This is a genomic window from Sphingopyxis terrae subsp. terrae NBRC 15098 (assembly GCF_001610975.1).
Lineage (GTDB): Bacteria > Pseudomonadota > Alphaproteobacteria > Sphingomonadales > Sphingomonadaceae > Sphingopyxis > Sphingopyxis terrae_A.
Genome location: NZ_CP013342.1, coordinates 2,301,301 through 2,320,514 on the forward strand (window position 1 = coordinate 2,301,301; position 19,214 = coordinate 2,320,514).

Annotated in this window: 22 protein-coding genes and 1 tRNA gene; 12 read left to right on the top strand and 11 right to left on the bottom strand. The window is 62.4% G+C overall.

From position 1 onward, the window contains the following. Window position 1: 1 nt before the first annotated feature. Genes AOA14_RS11115 through AOA14_RS11135 form a run of 5 tightly spaced genes read left to right on the top strand, consistent with a single transcriptional unit; the run spans window position 2 to window position 3,247 of the window. Window positions 2-397, top strand: coding sequence for a nuclear transport factor 2 family protein (locus AOA14_RS11115; protein ID WP_058812519.1), 396 nt, complete (start codon window positions 2-4; stop codon window positions 395-397). A 12-nt stretch (window positions 398-409) separates the two neighbouring features. Next, the gene (locus tag AOA14_RS11120; RefSeq protein ID WP_058812518.1) at window positions 410-1,057 is read left to right on the top strand and encodes a carboxymuconolactone decarboxylase family protein; all 648 of its coding nucleotides are present in this window, start codon (window positions 410-412) and stop codon (window positions 1,055-1,057) included. After that, window positions 1,054-1,968, top strand: a complete 915-nt coding sequence (locus AOA14_RS11125; protein ID WP_062901861.1) for an SMP-30/gluconolactonase/LRE family protein — start codon at window positions 1,054-1,056, stop codon at window positions 1,966-1,968. The genes AOA14_RS11120 and AOA14_RS11125 overlap by 4 nt, the downstream gene beginning before the upstream one ends. 48 nt (window positions 1,969-2,016) lie before the next feature. Then, complete coding sequence (locus AOA14_RS11130; protein WP_062901862.1) at window positions 2,017-2,634, top strand: glutathione S-transferase family protein; 618 nt, start codon at window positions 2,017-2,019, stop codon at window positions 2,632-2,634. A 19-nt stretch (window positions 2,635-2,653) separates the two neighbouring features. Further along, window positions 2,654-3,247 (top strand): VOC family protein, encoded by a 594-nt coding sequence (locus tag AOA14_RS11135; RefSeq protein WP_058812516.1) that lies wholly within the window; start codon window positions 2,654-2,656, stop codon window positions 3,245-3,247. 63 nt (window positions 3,248-3,310) lie between these two features. Here the strand turns inward: AOA14_RS11135 and AOA14_RS11140 are convergent, their stop codons facing one another. From AOA14_RS11140 to AOA14_RS11150, 3 genes are all read right to left on the bottom strand, one after another. Beyond that, on the bottom strand, window positions 3,311-3,742 hold the full coding sequence (locus tag AOA14_RS11140; RefSeq protein ID WP_238929634.1) for an addiction module antidote protein: 432 nt from the start codon (window positions 3,740-3,742) through the stop codon (window positions 3,311-3,313). 204 nt (window positions 3,743-3,946) lie between these two features. Next, a complete protein-coding gene (gene bfr / locus AOA14_RS11145) occupies window positions 3,947-4,429 on the bottom strand; it encodes a bacterioferritin (RefSeq protein ID WP_003049525.1) in 483 nt (160 codons plus the stop codon). A gap of 99 nt (window positions 4,430-4,528) precedes the next feature. Then, window positions 4,529-4,702, bottom strand: a complete 174-nt coding sequence (locus AOA14_RS11150) for a (2Fe-2S)-binding protein (protein WP_003049527.1) — start codon at window positions 4,700-4,702, stop codon at window positions 4,529-4,531. Window positions 4,703-4,899: 197 nt separating this feature from the next. On the opposite strand from AOA14_RS11150, the gene purS reads away from it, so the two are divergent. Next, the gene (gene purS / locus AOA14_RS11155) at window positions 4,900-5,130 is read left to right on the top strand and encodes a phosphoribosylformylglycinamidine synthase subunit PurS (protein WP_058812514.1); all 231 of its coding nucleotides are present in this window, start codon (window positions 4,900-4,902) and stop codon (window positions 5,128-5,130) included. Between the two features lie 22 nt (window positions 5,131-5,152). Next, window positions 5,153-5,818: a phosphoribosylformylglycinamidine synthase subunit PurQ gene (gene purQ, locus AOA14_RS11160; RefSeq protein ID WP_062901864.1), complete on the top strand. Its 666-nt coding sequence runs from the start codon at window positions 5,153-5,155 to the stop codon at window positions 5,816-5,818. On the opposite strand, the gene AOA14_RS11165 is transcribed toward purQ, so the two are convergent. Beyond that, window positions 5,780-6,169, bottom strand: coding sequence for a hypothetical protein (locus AOA14_RS11165; protein WP_062901865.1), 390 nt, complete (start codon window positions 6,167-6,169; stop codon window positions 5,780-5,782). The genes purQ and AOA14_RS11165 overlap by 39 nt on opposite strands. Before the next feature lie 5 nt (window positions 6,170-6,174). Continuing rightward, complete coding sequence (locus AOA14_RS11170; RefSeq protein ID WP_062901866.1) at window positions 6,175-6,921, bottom strand: queuosine precursor transporter; 747 nt, start codon at window positions 6,919-6,921, stop codon at window positions 6,175-6,177. A gap of 72 nt (window positions 6,922-6,993) precedes the next feature. Here AOA14_RS11170 and AOA14_RS11175 point away from each other — a divergent pair. Then, window positions 6,994-7,070, top strand: a tRNA-Arg gene (locus tag AOA14_RS11175). Here the strand turns inward: AOA14_RS11175 and AOA14_RS20380 are convergent. The 5 genes from AOA14_RS20380 to AOA14_RS11205 form a co-directional block, all read right to left on the bottom strand. Beyond that, complete coding sequence (locus AOA14_RS20380) at window positions 7,029-8,678, bottom strand: recombinase family protein (protein WP_409372295.1); 1,650 nt, start codon at window positions 8,676-8,678, stop codon at window positions 7,029-7,031. The two genes, AOA14_RS11175 and AOA14_RS20380, sit on opposite strands and share 42 nt — an antisense overlap. A 224-nt stretch (window positions 8,679-8,902) precedes the next feature. Next, a complete protein-coding gene (locus AOA14_RS11190; RefSeq protein ID WP_062901868.1) occupies window positions 8,903-10,042 on the bottom strand; it encodes a hypothetical protein in 1,140 nt (379 codons plus the stop codon). A gap of 113 nt (window positions 10,043-10,155) precedes the next feature. After that, window positions 10,156-12,189 (bottom strand): hypothetical protein, encoded by a 2,034-nt coding sequence (locus AOA14_RS11195; RefSeq protein WP_238929636.1) that lies wholly within the window; start codon window positions 12,187-12,189, stop codon window positions 10,156-10,158. Further along, entirely contained in the window at window positions 12,186-13,013 is an 828-nt protein-coding gene (locus AOA14_RS11200) for a hypothetical protein (RefSeq protein WP_062770772.1), read from the bottom strand. The genes AOA14_RS11195 and AOA14_RS11200 overlap by 4 nt, the downstream gene beginning before the upstream one ends. Further along, window positions 13,010-13,642: a hypothetical protein gene (locus AOA14_RS11205; protein WP_062770770.1), complete on the bottom strand. Its 633-nt coding sequence runs from the start codon at window positions 13,640-13,642 to the stop codon at window positions 13,010-13,012. Before AOA14_RS11205 ends, AOA14_RS11200 begins: the two co-directional genes overlap by 4 nt. Before the next feature lie 142 nt (window positions 13,643-13,784). Here AOA14_RS11205 and AOA14_RS11210 point away from each other — a divergent pair, with 142 nt between their 5' ends. Beyond that, entirely contained in the window at window positions 13,785-15,866 is a 2,082-nt protein-coding gene (locus tag AOA14_RS11210; protein WP_162928357.1) for a MobA/MobL family protein, read from the top strand. A gap of 6 nt (window positions 15,867-15,872) precedes the next feature. On the opposite strand, the gene AOA14_RS19780 is transcribed toward AOA14_RS11210, so the two are convergent. Beyond that, complete coding sequence (locus AOA14_RS19780) at window positions 15,873-16,172, bottom strand: hypothetical protein (protein WP_162928356.1); 300 nt, start codon at window positions 16,170-16,172, stop codon at window positions 15,873-15,875. 330 nt (window positions 16,173-16,502) lie between these two features. Here AOA14_RS19780 and AOA14_RS11215 point away from each other — a divergent pair, with 330 nt between their 5' ends. From AOA14_RS11215 to AOA14_RS11225, 3 genes are all read left to right on the top strand, one after another. Then, the gene (locus AOA14_RS11215; RefSeq protein WP_062770766.1) at window positions 16,503-17,384 is read left to right on the top strand and encodes a 3'-5' exonuclease; all 882 of its coding nucleotides are present in this window, start codon (window positions 16,503-16,505) and stop codon (window positions 17,382-17,384) included. Window positions 17,385-17,656: 272 nt separating this feature from the next. Further along, window positions 17,657-18,157, top strand: coding sequence for a hypothetical protein (locus AOA14_RS11220; RefSeq protein WP_062770764.1), 501 nt, complete (start codon window positions 17,657-17,659; stop codon window positions 18,155-18,157). Between the two features lie 86 nt (window positions 18,158-18,243). After that, the gene (locus tag AOA14_RS11225; RefSeq protein WP_062901871.1) at window positions 18,244-19,092 is read left to right on the top strand and encodes a 3'-5' exonuclease family protein; all 849 of its coding nucleotides are present in this window, start codon (window positions 18,244-18,246) and stop codon (window positions 19,090-19,092) included. The last annotated feature ends 122 nt before the right edge of the window (window positions 19,093-19,214 follow it).

The following is a 19,214-nucleotide window of genomic DNA, read 5'->3' on the forward strand; positions in this document are numbered from 1 at the left end:
GATGAACGAACAGGACGACATTCGCGCCATGGCGACGCGCTTCTTCGACGCGATCGAGCAGGGCGATATCGAAACGATGCAGAACAGTTTCACGCCCGATGCCGAGATATGGCACAATACCGACGAACTGATCGTGACCCCGGCGCAGACGGCGCAGACGCTGACCGGGATGGTCGCGCGCATCAAGGACCGCGAATATGCCGACCGCCGCCTGACCACCTTTCCGGGGGGTTTTGTCCAGCAGCATGTGCTGAAGGGGCGCCGCGTTCACGACGACGGCCCGGTGCGCCTGCCGTGCGCCATCATCTGCGAGGTAGAAAACGGCCGGATCACGCGCCTCGACGAATATTTCGACAGCGCGCACGTCGCCGAATTCCGCAAATTTGCCAACGCCTGAGGAGTCCGTTTCATGCCCGTCTTGCGCCAGGTTCCGCGGTCCGAAGTGACCGACGAGATCGTTCTCGCTTATTATCAGCGCCTGTTCGGCGACCGCGACCCGGTGGCCGAACCCGGTACCGCGACCGGCACGCCGGGCGATTGGTGGACCGTCTATGCGCTGTCGCCCGACATCTTCAAACATGCGGTCGACGGTTTCGCGGTCTATCGCAATCCGGCGCGTTCGATCGACCCGGTGCTGCGCGAGCTTGGGCAGACGCGCGCGGGCTGGGTGAAGGGCAGCCAGTTCGTCTTTTCGCAGCATTGCAAGTCACTGCGCGGTCTGGGGGTCAGCGAAGAGAAGATCGCATCGATCGCCCATTGGCAGGTCGCCGACTGCTATAACGATCAGGAACGCGCCGTCCTCGCCTATGCCGATTGCCTCAGCCAGGCGAACGGCCGCGTCCCGACGGCGGTGTTCGACAAGCTCAAGACCTTCTGGAACGACGAGCAGATTTTCGAATTCACCTACATCACCTGCCTCTATGACATGCACGCGGTCATCACCCGCGCGCTGCGCATGGAGTTCGACGCGCGCGAAGATCCGATCGTCGAGGTCGCGGCCCCCGAAGGCTTCGATGCCGCCGACTTCCTGAGCGCGCCGCGGTCGAAACCCGAATGAGCGACTTCGGCGCGCCCGAGGTCGTCGCCACCGGCCTGCGCTTTCCCGAAGGGCCGGTGCCGATGCCCGACGGGTCGGTGCTGCTCGTCGAGATTGCCCGCGGCACGCTGACCCGCGTCGCCCCGGACGGAAGCCTGTCGATCGTGGCCGAGCTGGGCGGCGGACCCAATGGCGTGGCGATCGGCCCCGATGGTGCTGCCTATGTCTGCAACAATGGCGGGTTCCAGTGGACCCGGGCGGGGCCGCTGCTCTTTCCGGGTCATGCCGCGCACGACGCCGCCTGCGGCTCGATCCAGCGGGTCGACCTCGCCAGCGGGGCGGCGACGACGCTCTACGACAGTTTCGAGGGCGAGCGGCTGAAGGGGCCGAACGACATCGTCTTCGACCGCGATGGCGGCTTCTGGTTCACCGACCATGGTCAGGTGCGCGGCAGCGGCCGCGATCATGGCGCCATCTACTATGCCAGCACCGACGGCTCCTCGATCACGCGCCAGCGCGCCGAGATGATCGGTCCGAACGGCATCGGCCTCTCCCCCGACGGCGGGACGCTCTACGTCAGCGAGACCATGACCGCGCGCGTCTGGGCGATGGAGGTGGTGGCACCGGGCCAGCTCGCGCCGCCGCCGCCGTGGGCGCCGGGGCGGTTCGTCGGTACGCCGCCCGCCTTCCGCCTGCTCGACAGCCTTGCGATCGAGGAAGGCGGCCGCATCTGTGTCGGCACGATGGTCGAAGGCGGCATCACCATCTTCGATCCTGATGGCGGCGGGTCGGAGTTTCTACCGCTCCCCGATATCGGCGTGACCAACATTGCGTTTGGCGGCGCCGATCGGCGCGACGCCTATATCACCGCGTCGACCACCGGGACGCTCTACCGCGTCCGTTGGCCGCGCTCCGGCATAACCGTCAATTAAGTTGACGGTTATGCCGGAAGCTGCTAGAAGGATACTGAGAGGATGGCCATGAAATTCTATAATAGCGTCGGCCCCAATCCCCGTGTCGTGAAACTGTTCATGGCGGAAAAGGGGATCAGCCTGCCCGAGGTCGAGGTTGACCTGCGCGGCGGTGAAAACCGGCGCCCCCCATATAACAGCAGCGTGAACCCGGCGGGGCAGACCCCGGCGCTCGAGCTCGACGACGGAACGGTACTGACCGAGATTACTGCGATCTGCGAATATCTGGAGGAGCGCTTCCCCGATCCGGCGCTGATCGGCACGACGGCCGAGGAGCGCGCGGCGACGCGGATGTGGACGCGGCGCGTCGACCTCAAGATTTGCGAACCACTGACCAACGGCTTTCGCTTTGCGGAGGGACTGCCGCTGTTCGAACCGCGCATGCGCTGTCTGCCCGAAGCCGCGGCGGGGCTGAAGGCGATGGCACAGGACGGGCTCAAATGGCTCGATCCGCTGATCGCCGATCGCGCGTTCATCGCCGGCGACCGCCTGACGCTCGCCGACATCATGCTCTTCGCTTTCCTCGATTTCGGCGCGAGCGTCGGTCAACCGCTCGACCCCGACAACAGGAATATCCTGCGCTGGTACCAGGGCATGAAGGCCCGCCCCAGCGCCAATCCGAACTGAGACGCAAAGGAGACGGACGATGGCAGAAGCGAACAAGGAATTCGAATTTTGCGGGGTCAACCACCTCGCGCTCGTGTGCAAGGACATGGCCAGGACGGTGGAATTCTACCGCGACATTCTGGGCATGCCGCTGACCAAGACGATCGACCTTCCCGGCAATCGCGGCCAGCATTTCTTCTTCGATATCGGCAATGGCGACAGCCTGGCCTTTTTCTGGTTCGACGGTGCGCCCGAAGCGGTGCCGGGAATCTCGGCGCCCGAAGCGCTGCCGACGCAGGGCAATTTCATGTCGGCGCACGGATCGATGAACCATATCGCGATCAACGTGCCCGCCGAGCGCTTCGATGAATATTACGACCGCCTCGTCGAAAAGGGCGTCAAGGTCACCAAGATCCTGAACCACGACAATTCGCCGACGCAATCGTCGGACGAGATGAACGATGATGTGTTCGTCCGTTCGGTCTATTTCTTCGACCCCGACGGCGTGTGCCTCGAATTTGCGGCCTGGACCAAGGTATTCGACGACAGCGACGTCGCGCATGACCCGGTCCGTGCGGACGGAACGAAGGTCGAAGGCATGATCACCGCGCGCAAGCCGGTTCCCGCCGAATAAGCCGAAACCGCGAAACACTCCTCGGGCCCGGCCGCTGTGCCGGGCTCTTTTTGTTGGCGAATCTTAGGCATTCGGCGCGCGGCGCGGCGCCCCGGCGCGGAGGAAATTGCCGAGCGCGACGAACAGCATTTCGCGCGCGTCGCCGCCCAGCAATTCGGCGCTAAGCCAGTCGAACGCCGCGCGGTCGTCGCGACCGGCGGCACCGACCAGCGCCGCGAGCAACGCTTCGTCGAAGCTGGCGCGCGGGCAGCAGGGCGGGGCGACCGCGAAGGGGTCGGGCCAGCAATGAACGATCGCCTCCACGACGAGACGGTAGCGGCGCGCCGCGAGGATGTTGCCCCAGCGCCGTTCGAGTTCGGGCATCGGGTCGCGCTCGCTGCGATGGCACAGCACGCAATAGCGCAGCGCGAGGACCGCCTGCGCCGCATCGACCGGCAGTTCGCGTACGAACGGCTGTTCGGTCAGGCGGCGGACAAGCGTGCTGGCTTCCATCATTCCTCCCATCGATGGCCCAAATCCGCGGCGCATCGGCATGCAGCCCGGTCCCTCCGAAAAAGATGCCGGCTGCCGCAGGGCCGCAGCAGCCGGCAGGAGGGGACTGCGTAAACAGAGCTATTGATAATCATTCGCAAAAACAAGCAAAAAATGAGGCGCCCGCAGGCGCCCCCAAAAAATCCGTGGATTTTTGTCGTTCCGGCGTCAGTCGTCGCCGGCGGGCTTCGACTGGAGCTGGACGTAATTTTCCATTCCCATGCGCTCGATCATCTCGAACTGCTTCTCCAGCTCGTCGACATGATGCTCTTCGCTTTCCAGAATGTCGGCGAACAGATCGCGGCTGACATAGTCGCGCACGCTTTCGCTATGCGCGATCGCGTCCTTGAGCAGCGGGATCGCTTCTTCCTCGAGCGCGAGGTCGGCCTTGAGGATCTCTTCGACCGTTTCGCCGACGCGCAGCCGTCCGAGCAGCTGGAAATTGGGCAGGCCGCCCAGAAAGAGGATGCGGTCGGCCAGCTTGTCGGCGTGCTTCATCTCGTCGATCGATTCCTCGCGCTCGAAATGCGCAAGACGCGCGACGCCCCAATTGTCGAGCATGCGATAGTGCAGCCAATATTGGTTGATCGCCGTCAGCTCGTTCTTGAGCGCTTCGTTGAGAAAATCGATGACCTTGGGGTCGCCCTTCATTGTCCGTCCTGTCCTTGTCGGGTGGGGTGAGAAGACAGGATTATAGGCCCCCCGACCCGTTCAAGCCAAGCTGAAAAGTGGCGGAAATCTTGGAAAAATTCAGGCGGTCGCCGTGATGTCGCTGATGATATTGCGAGCGAAAGGCAGGCATTGACCGCATTTGGGTTTGCGACCCAGTTGCGCATAGGCGGCCTTGGCGCAGCGCAACTGGCCGTCCTTTGCGACGTCGCGCAAATCGCGTTCCCTTATTGCGTTGCAGACACAGACGACCATGTGCGAATCCTTCTCAACAAGGCTGATCTAGGGATAGTGCGAGGGATTCGCAACAGGAAAGTTGCGAGCGGTTCGCATTTCCCTGATGCGGCCGATTTGCCGCGCTGGCCCCTTGCCCGCGCGGCGATTCGCGGGCATAGGCGCGCCCATCCTCCCCGGCCCGAACCCGCCCGGCCGAAACATGAAGGTACGCGCCCATGAAAGTGAATGTCTATGTGACGCTCAAGCCCGGGGTGCTCGACCCGCAGGGCAAGGCGATCCATCATGCGCTCGAAGGGCTGGGCTTCGGCGGCGTGGCCGATGTGCGCGCCGGCCGCTTCATCGAACTCGACGTCGCCGACGGCACCAGCGATGCCGATCTCGACGCGATGTGCGCAAAGCTGCTCGCCAACACGGTGATCGAAAACTACCGCATCGAACGCGCCTGACCACCGCGAAGGAGCCTTGCTCATGAAGACCGCCGTAATCGTCTTTCCCGGCTCCAACTGCGATCGCGACATGGCCGTCGCGCTCGAAACCGTGACCGGCGTCAAGCCCGCGATGGTTTGGCACCGCGAGACGGCGCTTCCGGACGGCACCGATTTCATCTCGCTGCCTGGCGGCTTCTCCTATGGCGATTATCTGCGCTCGGGCGCGATGGCGGCGCGGTCGCCGATCCTGCGCGCCGTCGCCGACGCTGCGACGCGCGGCGTGCCGGTGCTGGGCGTGTGTAACGGCTTTCAGGTGCTGACCGAGGCGCAGTTGCTGCCGGGCGCGCTGATGCGCAACGCGGGCCTCAATTTCGTCTGCCGCACGGTGCCGCTGACTGTCGCCAACAGCCAGTCGCTGTTCACCGCCGCCTATCGCGCGGACGAGACAATCCATATTCCGGTCGCCCATCATGACGGCAATTATTTCGCCGACGCCGACACGCTCGACCGTATCGAGGGCGAGGGGCGCGTGGCCTTTCGCTATGCCGACAGCGTCAACGGCTCGGCACGCGCCATCGCAGGCGTGCTCAACGATGCGGGCAATGTCCTCGGCATGATGCCGCATCCCGAACGCGCGATCGACCGCGCGCATGGTGGCACCGATGGGCTACGCCTGTTCGAAGCTGCGCTCGGCGTTCTCGCCTGATATAGCCGCCGGCGCTGGCGCATCGGCGCGCGGCCCCAGCCAGCGTCCGACGATCAACAGCACCGTCGGCCAGAACATCGTGTTCCAGATATCGTGCCAGTGCGCGGCGTCGGGCTGGATCGCCGAGCGGCCGATCTCGGCCTGAAGGTCGAGCCATTCGCCGCCGCACGCCATGACAAGTACCGCAACCCAGGCGATCAGTCCGCCACCGCGCCGCCGCCAGATCAGCCGCACCGCCAGAAACAGCGCCAGCCCGAAATAGATATGCAGCGCGTCCTTGCCGAGCCCGACCGAGGCGACGATCGACAGCTTGTGCTCCTCGAACAGCGCGGCGAGCAGGGTCAGCGTCACGCGGATCAGACCTTGGCGCGGAAGGGGGTAAAATCGGTTCCCTCGTCAAACACGTCGACGCCCTCGCGGCGCTTGAGCGTGCCGACCACCAGATAGGTGACGGGGGTCAGCGCCGCCTCCCAGGCGGTCTTGATGAACCATTGCGACAGCACGACCTGATAAAGCTGCTCGGGCGGCCAGCCGGCGAGTCCGTAAAAGGCGAGCGGGTAGAAGATCAGGCTGTCGAGCCCCTGGCCGACGATCGTCGAACCGATGGTGCGCATCCACAGATGCCGGCCCCCGGTCCACAGCTTCATGCGCGCGAGGACATAGCTGTTGGCGAATTCGCCGACCCAGAAGGCGGTCATCGAGGCGATGACGATGCGCCAGCTGTTGCCGAACACGAATTCATAGGCCGCTTGCCCCGGCCAGTCGCGCGCCGGCGGCAGCGCGACGACGACCCATGCCATGAACGCCATGAAGACGAGCGCGGCGAACCCGGTCCAGATCACCCGGCGCGCCCGCGCATAGCCATAAACCTCGGTCAGGACGTCGCCGATGATATAGCTGATCGGAAAGAAGAGCACGCCCGCGCCAAAGGCCCATTCGGTGCCCCAGGGCAGGGTGACATAGCTCGGTTTCGATGCCCCGATGATGTTGCTGAGCAGCAGGATCGCGACAAAGGCCGCCATCACCAGATCATAATAGCGGAACTGGTGCACGCTGGCGGCGCGGACGTGCACGGGATGGGCGGGCGGCGGAGACTCGGTCATCGACGCATTGCTTAACCGGCTTTGCAGCCCTCGCAAACCACGCTATTCGCGCGATCCACAGCCTTGGTGCACGCGCCCGTAGCTCAGCTGGATAGAGCACCCGCCTTCTAAGCGGGTGGTCGCAGGTTCGAATCCTGCCGGGCGCGCCAATCCCCCATGAAAGTACGAACTTTGTCGTCGGCTGGCATTTCGCCTGCCGCGGCGAGTTCGAGTGCACGATTGGGGCCGCGGATGATAATCTGTTCGCGGCTCATCACCACCTCGCCGACGAACGCCCGGACATAGCGGCGGCGGACCTGCGGCTCGCCGCCATCGCGGAGCTTGGCCCGCATGGCGGCGGCGAACCGCTCAATCTTTTCGGGTGTGATCCGGCTGCTCTTGGCGCCGATCTGACGTTCGAGCGCGACAATCTCCTCGGCGACCGAGGTGAGCCGCAGTTTGAGCGTTGCCAGCCGTTCCTTGAGAAATGGGTCGTTGGGTGCGGTCGCGCCACTCTCGACCATCATAAACAGCGCGCGGATGGAGTTGGTCACCTCGGTTTCCTCTGTGCGAAGCACGGCGACCTGCTTTCGGCGGCTAGCGTCCGCTGCGGAGGACGCGTCGAGCATTTCGCCGAGCAGAGCCGTCAGGCGCTCGGGCTGGAACAGGCGCGTCTCCAGCGCGGAAACGACGGCTTCATCGACTTTGTCCATCGGCACATTGTTACCGCCGCAGGAAAGGTCCCCTTTCTTGCGGCGGTTGGAACACGCATAGTACCGGTAGCGCCCACCCTTGCCAGTCATCAGCATCATCGTTGATGTACAGCCATTGCAGCCACAGCGACCAATGCCAGATAGTAGCACCGGTGACGTATGCGACCGGGGTGCCGAGATGCGCGGGTTCCGTGCCTTCAGGCGCTTCTGGACTGCCTGGAACCGCTCCTCGCTCAGGATCGCGGGCACTTTGACCTCGATCCACTCCTCACGCGGTCGCATTTCTCCGGTGCGGCTGTTGCGGCATCCGTAATAGTGGCGACCTGCATAAGTTTCGCGGGTCAGAATCGCATAGATCAGACCCGTATGAAAATGCTGATTGCGGTGTGTGTAGCCCCGCTCGCGCAGCCATTTCACGATCGCGTTGATGCCAAGCGGCTCGGTCTTGCCGTCACCTTCGAGATAGAGCCGAAAGATTAACGCGACTAGGGGGCGTTCAGCCGAGTCGATCGCCAGCTTCTTCTTATCCTTCTTGTCGCGCCGTTCCGCGACATATGTGCGGTAGCCAAGTGGCGGTGCCGAGCCGTTATGAAATCCGGCCTCCGCATTGGCGGACATCACTATCTTGACCTGTTCGGCGTTGATCTCGCTCGAAGCAGCATCGAGCGAGGTAAAGATGGATCGAATGAGCCGCGCATGCGGGCCTTCGCCAACGTCCTGCGTCGCCGAGATCAATTTGACGCCGGCCTTCTCGAGCTTCCGGCGGTATCCCTCGCTTTCATACTCGTCGCGGAAGAATCTACTGAAATTGAAGACGAATACGGCGTCGTAGCGTTTCGGCTGCGCGCAGGCGTCGGCGATCATCCGCTGGAGAGCCGGACGGCGGTCGGTCAAGCCGGACTTGCCCGCCTCGACATAGGTTTCGACGATCTCGTAGCCACGCTCCACGGCGGCGCGGGCGATACCCCTTTCCTGCTCGTTGAGCGAGGTTTCGTGCTCTGCCTGACGTTTGGTGCTGACCCGCACATAGGCGCAGGCGCGCAAGGTCATCTGATCAGTCGTCATCGGCAAGTATCCTCGCAAGATCGTCGGCCAAAAGGGCCATCAGCCATTGTGACTCGCCGGGCAGAAGAGGGAAAGAGTCCGCGAGACGATCGATCACCTCGAAGGAGATTTTAGCTGTCCCGGCGCGGGACGACCGATGTCGGCGGTGTTCGCCGCCATCGGCCTCCCCAGGCCGGTTGTCAGAGGTGGGCGCGCCCACGGTCAATCCCTCCGCCAACCCTCGTTCAGTTATGCTGATCCAGACCGAAATGGTGACGGATCACCGCGATGCAGGCTTCGGCTGCGGCTTGGCGTTCCTCGATCGACATATCCGAGACGTCAGGCAGGCTGATGCGGTCGATGTCGTCGGAGAAGCGTTGATAGGCGGCTACCGGCTGGTCGTCGTGGCCGAAGATATCTTCGCTCTTCAGCGGAACGACCGGCTTCGGTTTGACCGTCTTGTTGTCACTCGACGCCTGTGCATCGCCGTCCGGATAAAGCGCAGCCAGCGCTTGGCTGGACTTTAACCTTTCGCCGTTGGCGGCGATGTCCTCGGCGAGTTCGAGCATCGCCTGGAACGCCTCGGGAGGCAATTCCTTCTGCCGCGTCAGGATAGTGGTCCCATAAGAGATTGGAGCCATGTCCGGCTCTTCCAGGATATCGAACAGCATCGGATAGGCCTGCCGCATTCGGGCGGCGATCAGCATGTTGCTAACTTTGTCCTTGGTCAGCCGCGGATAGCGTTCGGCGATCGCGCGCTGACTGATCCCGTTCACCTGCTGGAGGTTGAGCAGCGCCTGGGCCTTCTCCATGGAGCTGGCTTCGATCGTTCCGAGCGCGGTGTCGCACACTGCAACCACTGCATCCGCTTCGGTGCCGGCGTAGCGCACACAGCGAATCTCGACGTCCTCGTTGCCGGCATGCGTCACTTTGAGCGCGTGCCAGAGAAAACGGCCATCGATGATCGGGTAGACACCATCGACCTCATCGAGAACGACGAGCGGGCGAAGGTCATCCGGTTCGGCGGCGGTTAGCGCGAGTGCGTGGAAGTGTTCTCCCTTCTCCCGCGATCCGGCGCGCGGGTGGTAGACCCACTCGGCCAGCTTTGAAAGTGGGAGGCGGAATTCTCCGGGCACCGGCGGCGCGCTGGCGAATGTGCTCGTGAAGTCCCCATCGCCATTCCCGTCGGCGGTGCCTTCGCTTGCGATAACCGCCTCGGCTTGGCGCGGCGCAAAAGCATGCTGGCCCGGGGTCAGCTCGTTTGCAGAAGCCTCAGTGGCGGGCGGCGGCGTGCCGTTGCTTGCTGCCGTTGGTTCGATGGCCGGCTCAAGCTGGGCGGGGTCGGCCTCGAAGGCTTTTTCGGTATTCTCGTCGGTTCTGTTCATGACTGGTCTCCTGCGAGACCCGGCGCATCATGCGCCGCGTCATCGCAGGCAAACCGATCAACCGATTCGCGGCTTGAACCCTCCCGGACAGGATCGGCATTCCAACTGCTCGCTCAAGTGTTCAACGCTCCTTCGCTTGCAATAGCGACCAATTTGTCATCACGATCGCGCCACCAGCGTTCGGCATGTTGTGGATCGAGAGTGATGGGGCTGACCGCGGGAAGCAGGGCGGCGACCTGAGTGAGGGCGGCGTCGCGCCAAGCGCGCTTCTTGGACGCTGATGGGGAGCCGTCGCTGCACCCTCCTTCAACCTGCAGACGATCGAACATATCGCGGAACAGGTCTTGGATGCGTTCGACTGGATGCTGGCGTGGCAGCCCCGTCGCGATGTCGGTCGCTACGACTGGGCGGCAGCCGACGCGTGTCGTCTGCGCTAATGTTGCGTTCAGAGCATCGCGTTTATTGGCCTCAGCCGGATCATAGCGGACATACCGACAACAGTGACGCAGAAACGATACCTCGGCTTTGGGTCGCAGCCACGCCTCGAAGAGGAATCCCTGCGTCCAACCAGGCTGATAGAGCGCTTTCAGTGCATTCGCCCGTTCCATCGCGCGGTCATAGGGGCTGGATCGCCGCGGTCGATCGCAATCGGCATTTCCGGGGATGGGCCATGCCATGCCACCCTGGTGGGCCAATACTTCCACTTGATCCGCCAATGAAGGATTCCGGATCAGGGTCGGCACCACCGCATCGCGCCAAGAGGCATCGCTGCGCCGCAAGCCCATTGCGGCGAGCCCCTCGTTGAGCTTGTCGCGCGGCAGCATTGATCGAGCGGTGGCAGGGCAGATGTTGCTTGTGATCACCACCGCCAGTTCGAATACCAGCGCGCGTCGCTCGTCACTAAGATCGCGAGCGCCACCGCGCTTGTCTCGGAGCCAGAAGCCGTTCTCCCACCGCGCCATATTCCAGATCATCTGGATCAAGGCGACCGGCGCGAGCATCGCGGGTTCGACCCCAAGAAACCACTGCCCCGGCATATTCCCTTCAATCCATTCGATACGCCCTGTTTTCTCCCAAAAACCGCGCGCGTTGAAGAACGCGGTGCGTGCGCCTTCAAGGATCGGGTCTGCTGTCTTGGGCTTCACCTGCTTCGAGTTCATCGTCGGGTGAAGGCTACGAACATGTGCAACCGAACCGTAGATGAACGTCCCAGTTGGGTCCCTGTGAGTGTGCATCGCCGCCATAGACGTGGACGACTTCAAAGTTGTCTGGATTGAGTAGCGAGTGACGCCGCCCGCGAACTTTAGCGTATCGATGATCTCGAACAGCCGTTCGAACTCATTCATCAGCGACGCACCGTTAAGCAGGTGAATCGCAAATTTGCGAACGCTCTTGCGATGGGGCGGTCGCAGCAACCCACAACGGCGGGCGGTTTGCACTTGCTTCATGGCCGACCTCATGTCCCGGCGCCAGATTGTGACGTATAGTGCCGTATGATCGCGCTGGAGCGCGACCAGGTTGTCGCGGTGGATCGCGGCGCTGTACGAGAGTAGCGCTTCCTGCATTTCATCCGTCACGTTGGCCGCGTCATATGCGAGCAAATGAATGAGCGCGGGGGCGACACCATTGGGGACGCCCAGCGCCCCGCGATCTGCCTCGGCGATGTTCTCGGGATCGCGGCGATAGATGAGATGCGGCAGCGCTCGCGAAGAATAGAGCGGGCTATAGCGCTGGACGGTGAACCAATCGGTCTGCGCTTTGCCAGCCGGCAGTGGCACGCCGTCGATTGTGACGACCAGGCCATCGAATTTAAAGCCGTTCAGCTTACTGAGCGCGGCCACGATCGCTTTGTCAGGTGCAGGGATATGTGCGTGCTCAATCACCAGCTTCTCGTGGAGGGCAATGACCACGGGGTGGTCAATACACAAGATGTCGCGCACACCGACCATGCGCCGACCCGCTCTGGCCGCGAGCGTCATTGCTGTCTGTGACACCAACCCGGCGTCGGGATCCTCTTCGAGCCATTCTTCCGACTGTTTTTTGAGTCGATCGGCGATCAACCATATGCCCGGGAACGCCAGAACTTGGGCGCGGGCATGGGGCTTATCGAGGCGGTCGTCATGCATGGCTCGGAAATTTGCGGTCACAAAATATTCCTCTTTGATCGCCAGTCGGCGGCATATGCGGTCCAAGCGGCGTCTTCGCGAACCACCGTCTCGCGATCGAACCTCTCGAGGTCTCCTTGTAGGAGAGAGAGTCGCTCCCAAGAAGTGATCGCTGAGCTGACCGCCTCGTAGAGCCTGTCAGCGGCGGTTATGCTTGCCAGTGCGGGACGCAGTCGGATGAGTTCCTCCGCGATGCAAACCACCTCCCGTTCGATGGCCAGCGGGTCGGCCAGGCGGTGGGCGTGTCCATAGCGATCGACCCAAGCGAACCAGCCGTCCCCGGTCTGCACACCGCGGGCAAAGCGCGGCTGGGTGTCAAGCCATGCCTTTGCTTCCCCTCGCGTTACCGCATCGATAGGCGCGGCGCGCGATGCGCACGCCGCGATCGCACGCCGTTGGATCGCGGTCATTGGCTCGGCGAACATCCGTGCTGGAGTGTCGGACGTATCGTCCATGGCGTCGAGTAGTGGAGCTTGTTCACTGTGCAGTTCTACCACGAGCAGCACGTCGGCAATCATCGTCGGCAGCCGGTCGATCCTTTCGGCCAGCATCGCGGCCTCAGCCCGCGTGGCGGCGATCGCGTGCTCGTTCCAACTGCCTACGTCGGCGCGCAGCTGCTCAAGTCTTGGCTGGAGTTTGCCGATCGAGGCGCGCGCCGCAGCGCGCAGCTGACGATCGCTTGAGTCTAGGAAATCGAAGTATTGTTCCATCTCTAGCGCGACGTGCGCCGCTTCGGCCTCTATGGGAGCCGGGCTTTCGAGTTCGTGCCGCTGTCCGTCGCGATCGATCCAAACGAACGCGCTCACGCGGTAAACTCCCGATAATTCAAGTTGGCGCCGTGAGTTTCCAGCCAGTCGGCGGCGTCGCCGCGCGAAAGATGTCCCGGCAAGTCGATTCCGCGCAACCGACAGGTCACGCGCATGAGCCAGCGTTGGCCGCGCGTCATGCCCTCCGTGCGCCAAGCGCCATTGAGATGAAACTCCTCGTCCCGTGTGAGCCATTGGTTGCGATCCTCATCGTAGGCGGCAAGACGGCGCATCCAGGTCTCATATTGACCTCGCGCAGACATATCTCGATGATTGCCATCAATCATCGTCACGATCGCTTGTCCGAATGACAACGACGGATCGGCATCGATCAGTTCGTCAATGACACCACAGACCTGATCAGCCCGAAAGGCCAGCATCCCCGCCAACGCATCGGCGTCGATCGCCGATAGGCCATGGTTCGCCAATACGCCGCCCAGAGCGATCTTGTGGTGCACCTCGCTGGGCTCGGCAACCACGGTCTTGTAGTGAGGCGCAATGAGTGCTCGGCGGCGCTCTGTGATTGCAGCCCGGTCCTCGCCTAACCGCGCGATATCGGCGTCGGCCTGGGCCAAAATTCGGTCGATGTCCGGCTGGCCATCGGCGTTATCGTCAATTTGCGAATTCATCGTCGCTTCTCCTTTTTGGTTGAAGCAACACCATCGATCGAGTCGATCGTTGAACCTTCCCGGAGACGTGTCCGGGAGGGTTCGCTGATTCGAAGGAGATAGAGTTGGGAGGCATAAGATTGGCGCAAGAAATGTTTCACCGATGGCGAAACCCTCGACACCCTCCCGGGCACTTCGGAATGCCCCCCAACGCAAGGAGCATCGCTATATCGATGCTCTCATCAGCGACGATTTCGGTCGCCCTTCTAAGCTGACTATCCAAAGCGCCAACAGCTTCGCGAAGAAAAAGTTGGATGCCGCTTCACAGTCGCTACAACTCAGGAACGAACAACAGCAAAAGAAGGCCCGCCGGATCGAGGTCCGAGACTGGCGCAATGCGGAGCGCTACATCGCCGCTGAGCTTCGGGACAGCGATCGTCGCTCCCGTGCGCTATGGCGTTCGCTGAATACCAAGGTACGGCCAGACCAAAAAGTCCGTCATACGCCGCCGAGAGAGCGGAAACGCGCGTGGCCGTTCGCATCTGTCGCTTTGCCGAGATATGATGGCCCAGTGATCGACCGGAACCGCCAAAGAGGCGTGTTCATGCGTATGCGCTATTATTCGCGCAAAACCGCCAAGGCGGGCGTGTCGCAGCGGGTCGCCCTATACTGCTACCATGGAGCCGAACTCGACGAGGACGGCGATCCATATGTTGCGACAAATGTCGGCTATAGCATTGAGGAGGCGCTGTGCGGCTTTGACCATCTCGAGCAGATCAACTGGTCGGCGCAGAAGAATGCGAAGCTGCTGATGCACGGCATCCTTGCCGTGGACCATCGACAGTCACCGGACGAGATGATGGCCTGTGGAGTTCGCTGGGCCGAGGGCGCGCTCGGTCGGTTTGATCTGCCGTACCTGGTCACGCTGCATGCGCCGCCGCCAGACGGCGACCAGCGCAACTGGCACCTGCATATCCTCTGGTCATATCGGCCAATGGTTCGCACTGGAGACCATGAATGGGACGTCGGCGCAATGCTGCGCACTGACCTCGACAACCCCAAGGCAATGAAGGCCTTCCGTGAAATGTTCGCCGCCGTTATGACCGAGATGTCTTATGAGGCCGGACAAAACCAGGTCTGGACCGCCAAGAGCAATGCCGACCGCGGACTGCCGCACGAGCCGCAGGTTCATCTCGGCGGTGCAAAGACCAATATGGCGCGTGATGGCGAATATGTTGCCGAGAACGAAGATAACCACGAACGCGTCTTGCGCTCGAAGGCGGCAGCCATCGACGACGCGCTGCGCCATGCAGATGCGGTACTGACCAACGCCCAGATAGTAGCGCGCGCCCTAACCAGGCGTTTCGCTCGGTTACCGATGCTATCGATGCCAGTTCCGCAGCGGGCAGCCTCGGCATTGACGTCGGTGAATACAGAAATCTACAGCGTCGCGCCGCCTCTCTCGATGAAGACGATCGATGTGCCGGCAGTCCCACCGATCAGGCCCGAGGCGACCCGCCTCGTCGGTTCTATGCCGGTGCGTGAGCGAAATATTGCCCGCCGTTCAACGGCGGCGGTCTCGCTATCAGGATGCCCGGCGGCAACTCCGCGTCCGGCGCGGATCGAAATCGCAAATTTGCGAAATTGGCGGCTTCCACCGCTGGCATCGAACCGCGAGCCGAACGTAAAGCTGCCAGCGATCGCGAAGTCGGCAACGATGTCAAAGGTACCGTTTCCGACGCAAGCGCTCCTGCTCCGATCGGTCTACAAGCGTGATCAGAGCATTGAACCGCCGCGCCCTGTCCGGCCGATTGTCCCGCAACTGTCGGAATTCGCAACATCTTGGACCCGGCCAGATTTTGCCGACCCGGATATTCTTGAACGCGTCCTCGCTCGTAACGACGCTGAGCGGAAGCGTGACGAGAAACGCCGCAATCGCGAGGAAGAGACATCCGTGCGCGCGGCCCAGGCTGCCGAAGCAGCCGCCAGCCAACAAGCCACTACACAGCCTCAACCAACGGAGCCGCGCGCGGGAACATCAAATTCCCGTAAGAATGCTTGGCACCTTGCACGTGCAAAGCGGCTCAAGGCGATGATTGAATCGGATGAAGCTGAGCGGCCTGTCGATGGTGCACTGCGCCAACCGGGACGCGCGATCGAACGGCCAGGCGAGAAGCGAGAGGACAAAAATCCGTCAAGTCAATCCCCATTCCCGCGTTGGCCGGGGCAGGGCGTCTCCGAATGACCGCAGCTACTCCGGATCGCCGCTTTCCGACTTGAGCGCATCAATTCGCGCATCGCACGCCGTCACCACACGTCGCCCGTCATACATTACACCGCGATATGCAGTGCAAAAACATTCCAGCGTCGCGTGACGTGGCTCTTCGCTTGGTTTGGAGGGCGGGTGCTCCAATTTATACCACTGCGCCATCGGACAGGCGACGCAAACCGGCACGCGCGCCATACCAGTCACGAGTTCATAATTTTCGTCGAGCGTGGGGCTCAATTCATCACCCCATCCTTGCAGGAACCGACGGTCATTTTCGTTCATGTCCGGTTGAGTGGACGAAGTTGGATTAAGATCGGGCTAAATTGTGGTCTGTTTCTACATATTTGTCCGGGTCTGACGTGCCAGGCACGCGATAAGCGGACGGGTCGAGTCCATACTACTGCGGGCGGCGGATCGAGATGCGACTGCGGCACTGAAAAGCGTTGGTTCCGCCAGGCCGCGCTGTCCGAGACGGTGCTGAGGGTTTCCATCTAACGGCCTACGCATGTGACCGGGATGGAAAAGCTGCCGCGACTGCCTCTCCTGCAGCCGGGTGAAGAGGGGAGGAAAAGCCTCGCCTCCGCTCGGCGGTAAGCAAACAGGAGAAAATCCATGACCATTCCTAACGACGCCGCCTCGTTCGAGGCGGCGCTTCATCTCTGCGCGTCACGCGAGGATGTCCGCATCCTCCGGCGCGTGCGACCGATCCACGAACTTGTGAGCGACGGACCGCCAATTGGGCGAACACGGCGCATCGCGATTGTCGATACGGAAACGACCTCGGTCGATGTCCAGACCGCCGAGGTCATCGAAATTGCCGCCGCGGTCGTGCTGGTCGACGAAGCCGGGGAAATTCGCGCCATCGAAACAGCGCTTCGCGGCTTGCGCGATCCTGGCATTCCGATCCCGGCCGATGTGCAGCGGCTAACCGGAATATCGGACGACGACGTGGCAGGGCGGGCGCTGAACGTGCCGCGCTGGGAAGCGCTGCTCGGCCGCTCTGACCTGATTGTCGCGCACAATTCCGCCTATGATGCCCCAATTGTCGAACGCCTTTTGCCCGGGATCAAGGGGCATGCCTGGGCCTGTTCGATGCGCGAGATTGATTGGGCGGCGCATGGATTCGATGGCGCCAAACTCGGTCACCTCCTGATGCAGATTGGCTACTTCACCACCGGGCATCGGGCGGACGCCGATGTGATCAGTCTCGCACATCTGCTGACACATCGTCCGGACGGCGTGCGGCCGCTCATGGCAGAGCTGATCGCTCGGGCAGCGCAGCCGTCGCTGCGGTTCGAAGCGACGGGCGCGCCGTTCGACAAACGCCATCTCCTCAAGGCGCGCGGCTATCGCTGGGATGCGCGCGAGAAGGTCTGGTGGCGCGAGATCGCCGAAGCGGCGCATGAGGCGGAAGCTCTGTGGCTCGCGCGCGATGCCGAGCTCCGCGCAACACCGCGCGTGAACCAGCTCAGCTGGAACACCCGTTATCGATAGAGCGAGAGGGCCTCGCTGCTCTGGTCGCGCGAGCAGCGAGGCCAGCGAGCGTCGTTATGCCGCGACGCTTCGCATGAAGGTGAGGTCGCAATCTCTGCCTTCAGAGATCGGCTTAGCCTTCAATTTTCAAGATCCGGTAAATCGACGGCCTCCGGCAATTGATTGGCGCCGACAGGCGCAAGCCACCGCCGATGCGGCGGAATTGAGCACCGTGAGAGAGCGGAAAAAGGCTCCGGCCAAAGCGGTCGTCACCCAAGAGTAAGGAAGATAGCATGAACGACACGACGATGCAGGCGCTGCAGCACCAGAAACACGCCTGGGCTCTGCGCCACGAAATGGGCTTTCCGGCAGACCACAAGCTTACCCCGTCAATCGAATTTGGCACCGGTGGCGCGATCGACGGCGGCATCGTGCGCGAACTGGTTCTCCGCGCGATGGATCGGGACCAAGACATCATTTATGAAGGTCAGTCTCACACCGGCAAGTCCGGGTCGCGTGAGTATCTGGCAGTTATGCGCAACCAGCATTTGATCCACATCTTTCGATGCCGACCCTGGTCGGGTGACAGCAATGCGCCGGTCATCCTCGTGTCGGAATGCGGGAAAGTCACGATCCGGCTCGGCAGCGATGGCGCATTCGAATGTCTGGCGGGAGCGCCCTCCGACATCGCGGGCGGACATTGTCGAGCCTTGGCCCGCATAGAACGCGTCGCCGCCGAGGCGCGCACGCGTATCAAGACGCACACGTCCCAGCCGCGCTCCAGCGACAAATAATTAGGCCGGTGACGGCACCCATCATTCTCAAAACCACTGAACACCGCGGCGGGGCGAGCCTGCGGCGCATTCCAAAGGAAATATCTATGAAATACGAACCCCGTATCGGCGTTGAACGCCGACCGCGCTCCTATATTGTGCTCGACGTCGAGTCCGCCGTCATCGATGAAAGCGGCCATCGCCGTTACCAGGCCACGGAGCGGTATAGCCCCGGTAACGATAACAACCAGCCCGCGCGTCGCGGTTATACGCGAAGCGAAGATCCGCTGACCTGTCCGCGCTGGGTGTTCCAGACCATCGTCACCGCCTCTGTGATGGTGCTGACCGAGCATGCCGACGGCAATCTTGATATCGCGCAGTTCGTGACATTGAGTCAGCCGGACCATGACCAGCGGGCGATCGTGGCCGGCCTGTTCCAGCTGCTGCAGACTTGGCCAGACGCTGAGCTCGTGACGTGGGCGGGCATGGTGCACGACATTCCGTTGATCATGATGGCGGCATACAAGCATGGCCTGACGCTTCCCCGCGGCTGGCGCTGGCTGTCGTTCGGCGGCAACGATCCGGCTCGCCACCTGGACTTCGCTCGCATCGTGACGGGTGGGTTCAAGATGAAGCCGATCCATCTGGCCGAGGTGCTGGCTGCACTCGATATCCCGGCAAAAATGACGGCGCCGGCGTTCGCGGTCACGGGGCTCATTTATGCGGGCGAATGGGATGCCGTTCAGGAAGCCTGCGAAAGCGATACGATTGGCGTCGCATGGTTGCTTGCACGCTGGCGGCGGTGCCATGACGGGCGCGCCGATATCGACGTCGCGACGGATCGTCTCCTTCGCCGGATCATCGAGCTACGCGAGGGGCGCGGCTACGTCGCCGAACTGCAAGCGCGGCGACGACGATTTCTTGTGGAGGCAGGTCGCCGGGCGATGGCGGCCTGAAAAGTAACTTGCTTCCGGAGCGAACACGACTTGTGAACGAATGGTCAAATTTCGCTCGAGCAACGAGCCTTTGACCCACTAATGCAATGGGCTGGGCCGTGCAGTTGATCAGCACGGCCGGA

Bases quoted from the DNA above. Each gene is read 5' to 3' on its own strand.
- AOA14_RS11115 (WP_058812519.1), top strand. From the start codon at position 2: ATGAACGAACAGGACGACATTCGCGCCATGGCGACGCGCTTCTTCGAC.
- AOA14_RS11120 (WP_058812518.1), top strand. From the start codon at position 410: ATGCCCGTCTTGCGCCAGGTTCCGCGGTCCGAAGTGACCGACGAGATC.
- AOA14_RS11125 (WP_062901861.1), top strand. From the start codon at position 1,054: ATGAGCGACTTCGGCGCGCCCGAGGTCGTCGCCACCGGCCTGCGCTTT.
- AOA14_RS11130 (WP_062901862.1), top strand. From the start codon at position 2,017: ATGAAATTCTATAATAGCGTCGGCCCCAATCCCCGTGTCGTGAAACTG.
- AOA14_RS11135 (WP_058812516.1), top strand. From the start codon at position 2,654: ATGGCAGAAGCGAACAAGGAATTCGAATTTTGCGGGGTCAACCACCTC.
- AOA14_RS11140 (WP_238929634.1), bottom strand. From the start codon at position 3,742: ATGATGGAAGCCAGCACGCTTGTCCGCCGCCTGACCGAACAGCCGTTC.
- bfr (WP_003049525.1), bottom strand. From the start codon at position 4,429: ATGAAGGGCGACCCCAAGGTCATCGATTTTCTCAACGAAGCGCTCAAG.
- AOA14_RS11150 (WP_003049527.1), bottom strand. From the start codon at position 4,702: ATGGTCGTCTGTGTCTGCAACGCAATAAGGGAACGCGATTTGCGCGAC.
- purS (WP_058812514.1), top strand. From the start codon at position 4,900: ATGAAAGTGAATGTCTATGTGACGCTCAAGCCCGGGGTGCTCGACCCG.
- purQ (WP_062901864.1), top strand. From the start codon at position 5,153: ATGAAGACCGCCGTAATCGTCTTTCCCGGCTCCAACTGCGATCGCGAC.
- AOA14_RS11170 (WP_062901866.1), bottom strand. From the start codon at position 6,921: ATGACCGAGTCTCCGCCGCCCGCCCATCCCGTGCACGTCCGCGCCGCC.
- AOA14_RS20380 (WP_409372295.1), bottom strand. From the start codon at position 8,678: ATGACGACTGATCAGATGACCTTGCGCGCCTGCGCCTATGTGCGGGTC.
- AOA14_RS11190 (WP_062901868.1), bottom strand. From the start codon at position 10,042: ATGAACAGAACCGACGAGAATACCGAAAAAGCCTTCGAGGCCGACCCC.
- AOA14_RS11205 (WP_062770770.1), bottom strand. From the start codon at position 13,642: ATGAATTCGCAAATTGACGATAACGCCGATGGCCAGCCGGACATCGAC.
- AOA14_RS11210 (WP_162928357.1), top strand. From the start codon at position 13,785: ATGGCGAAACCCTCGACACCCTCCCGGGCACTTCGGAATGCCCCCCAA.
- AOA14_RS19780 (WP_162928356.1), bottom strand. From the start codon at position 16,172: ATGAACGAAAATGACCGTCGGTTCCTGCAAGGATGGGGTGATGAATTG.
- AOA14_RS11215 (WP_062770766.1), top strand. From the start codon at position 16,503: ATGACCATTCCTAACGACGCCGCCTCGTTCGAGGCGGCGCTTCATCTC.
- AOA14_RS11220 (WP_062770764.1), top strand. From the start codon at position 17,657: ATGAACGACACGACGATGCAGGCGCTGCAGCACCAGAAACACGCCTGG.
- AOA14_RS11225 (WP_062901871.1), top strand. From the start codon at position 18,244: ATGAAATACGAACCCCGTATCGGCGTTGAACGCCGACCGCGCTCCTAT.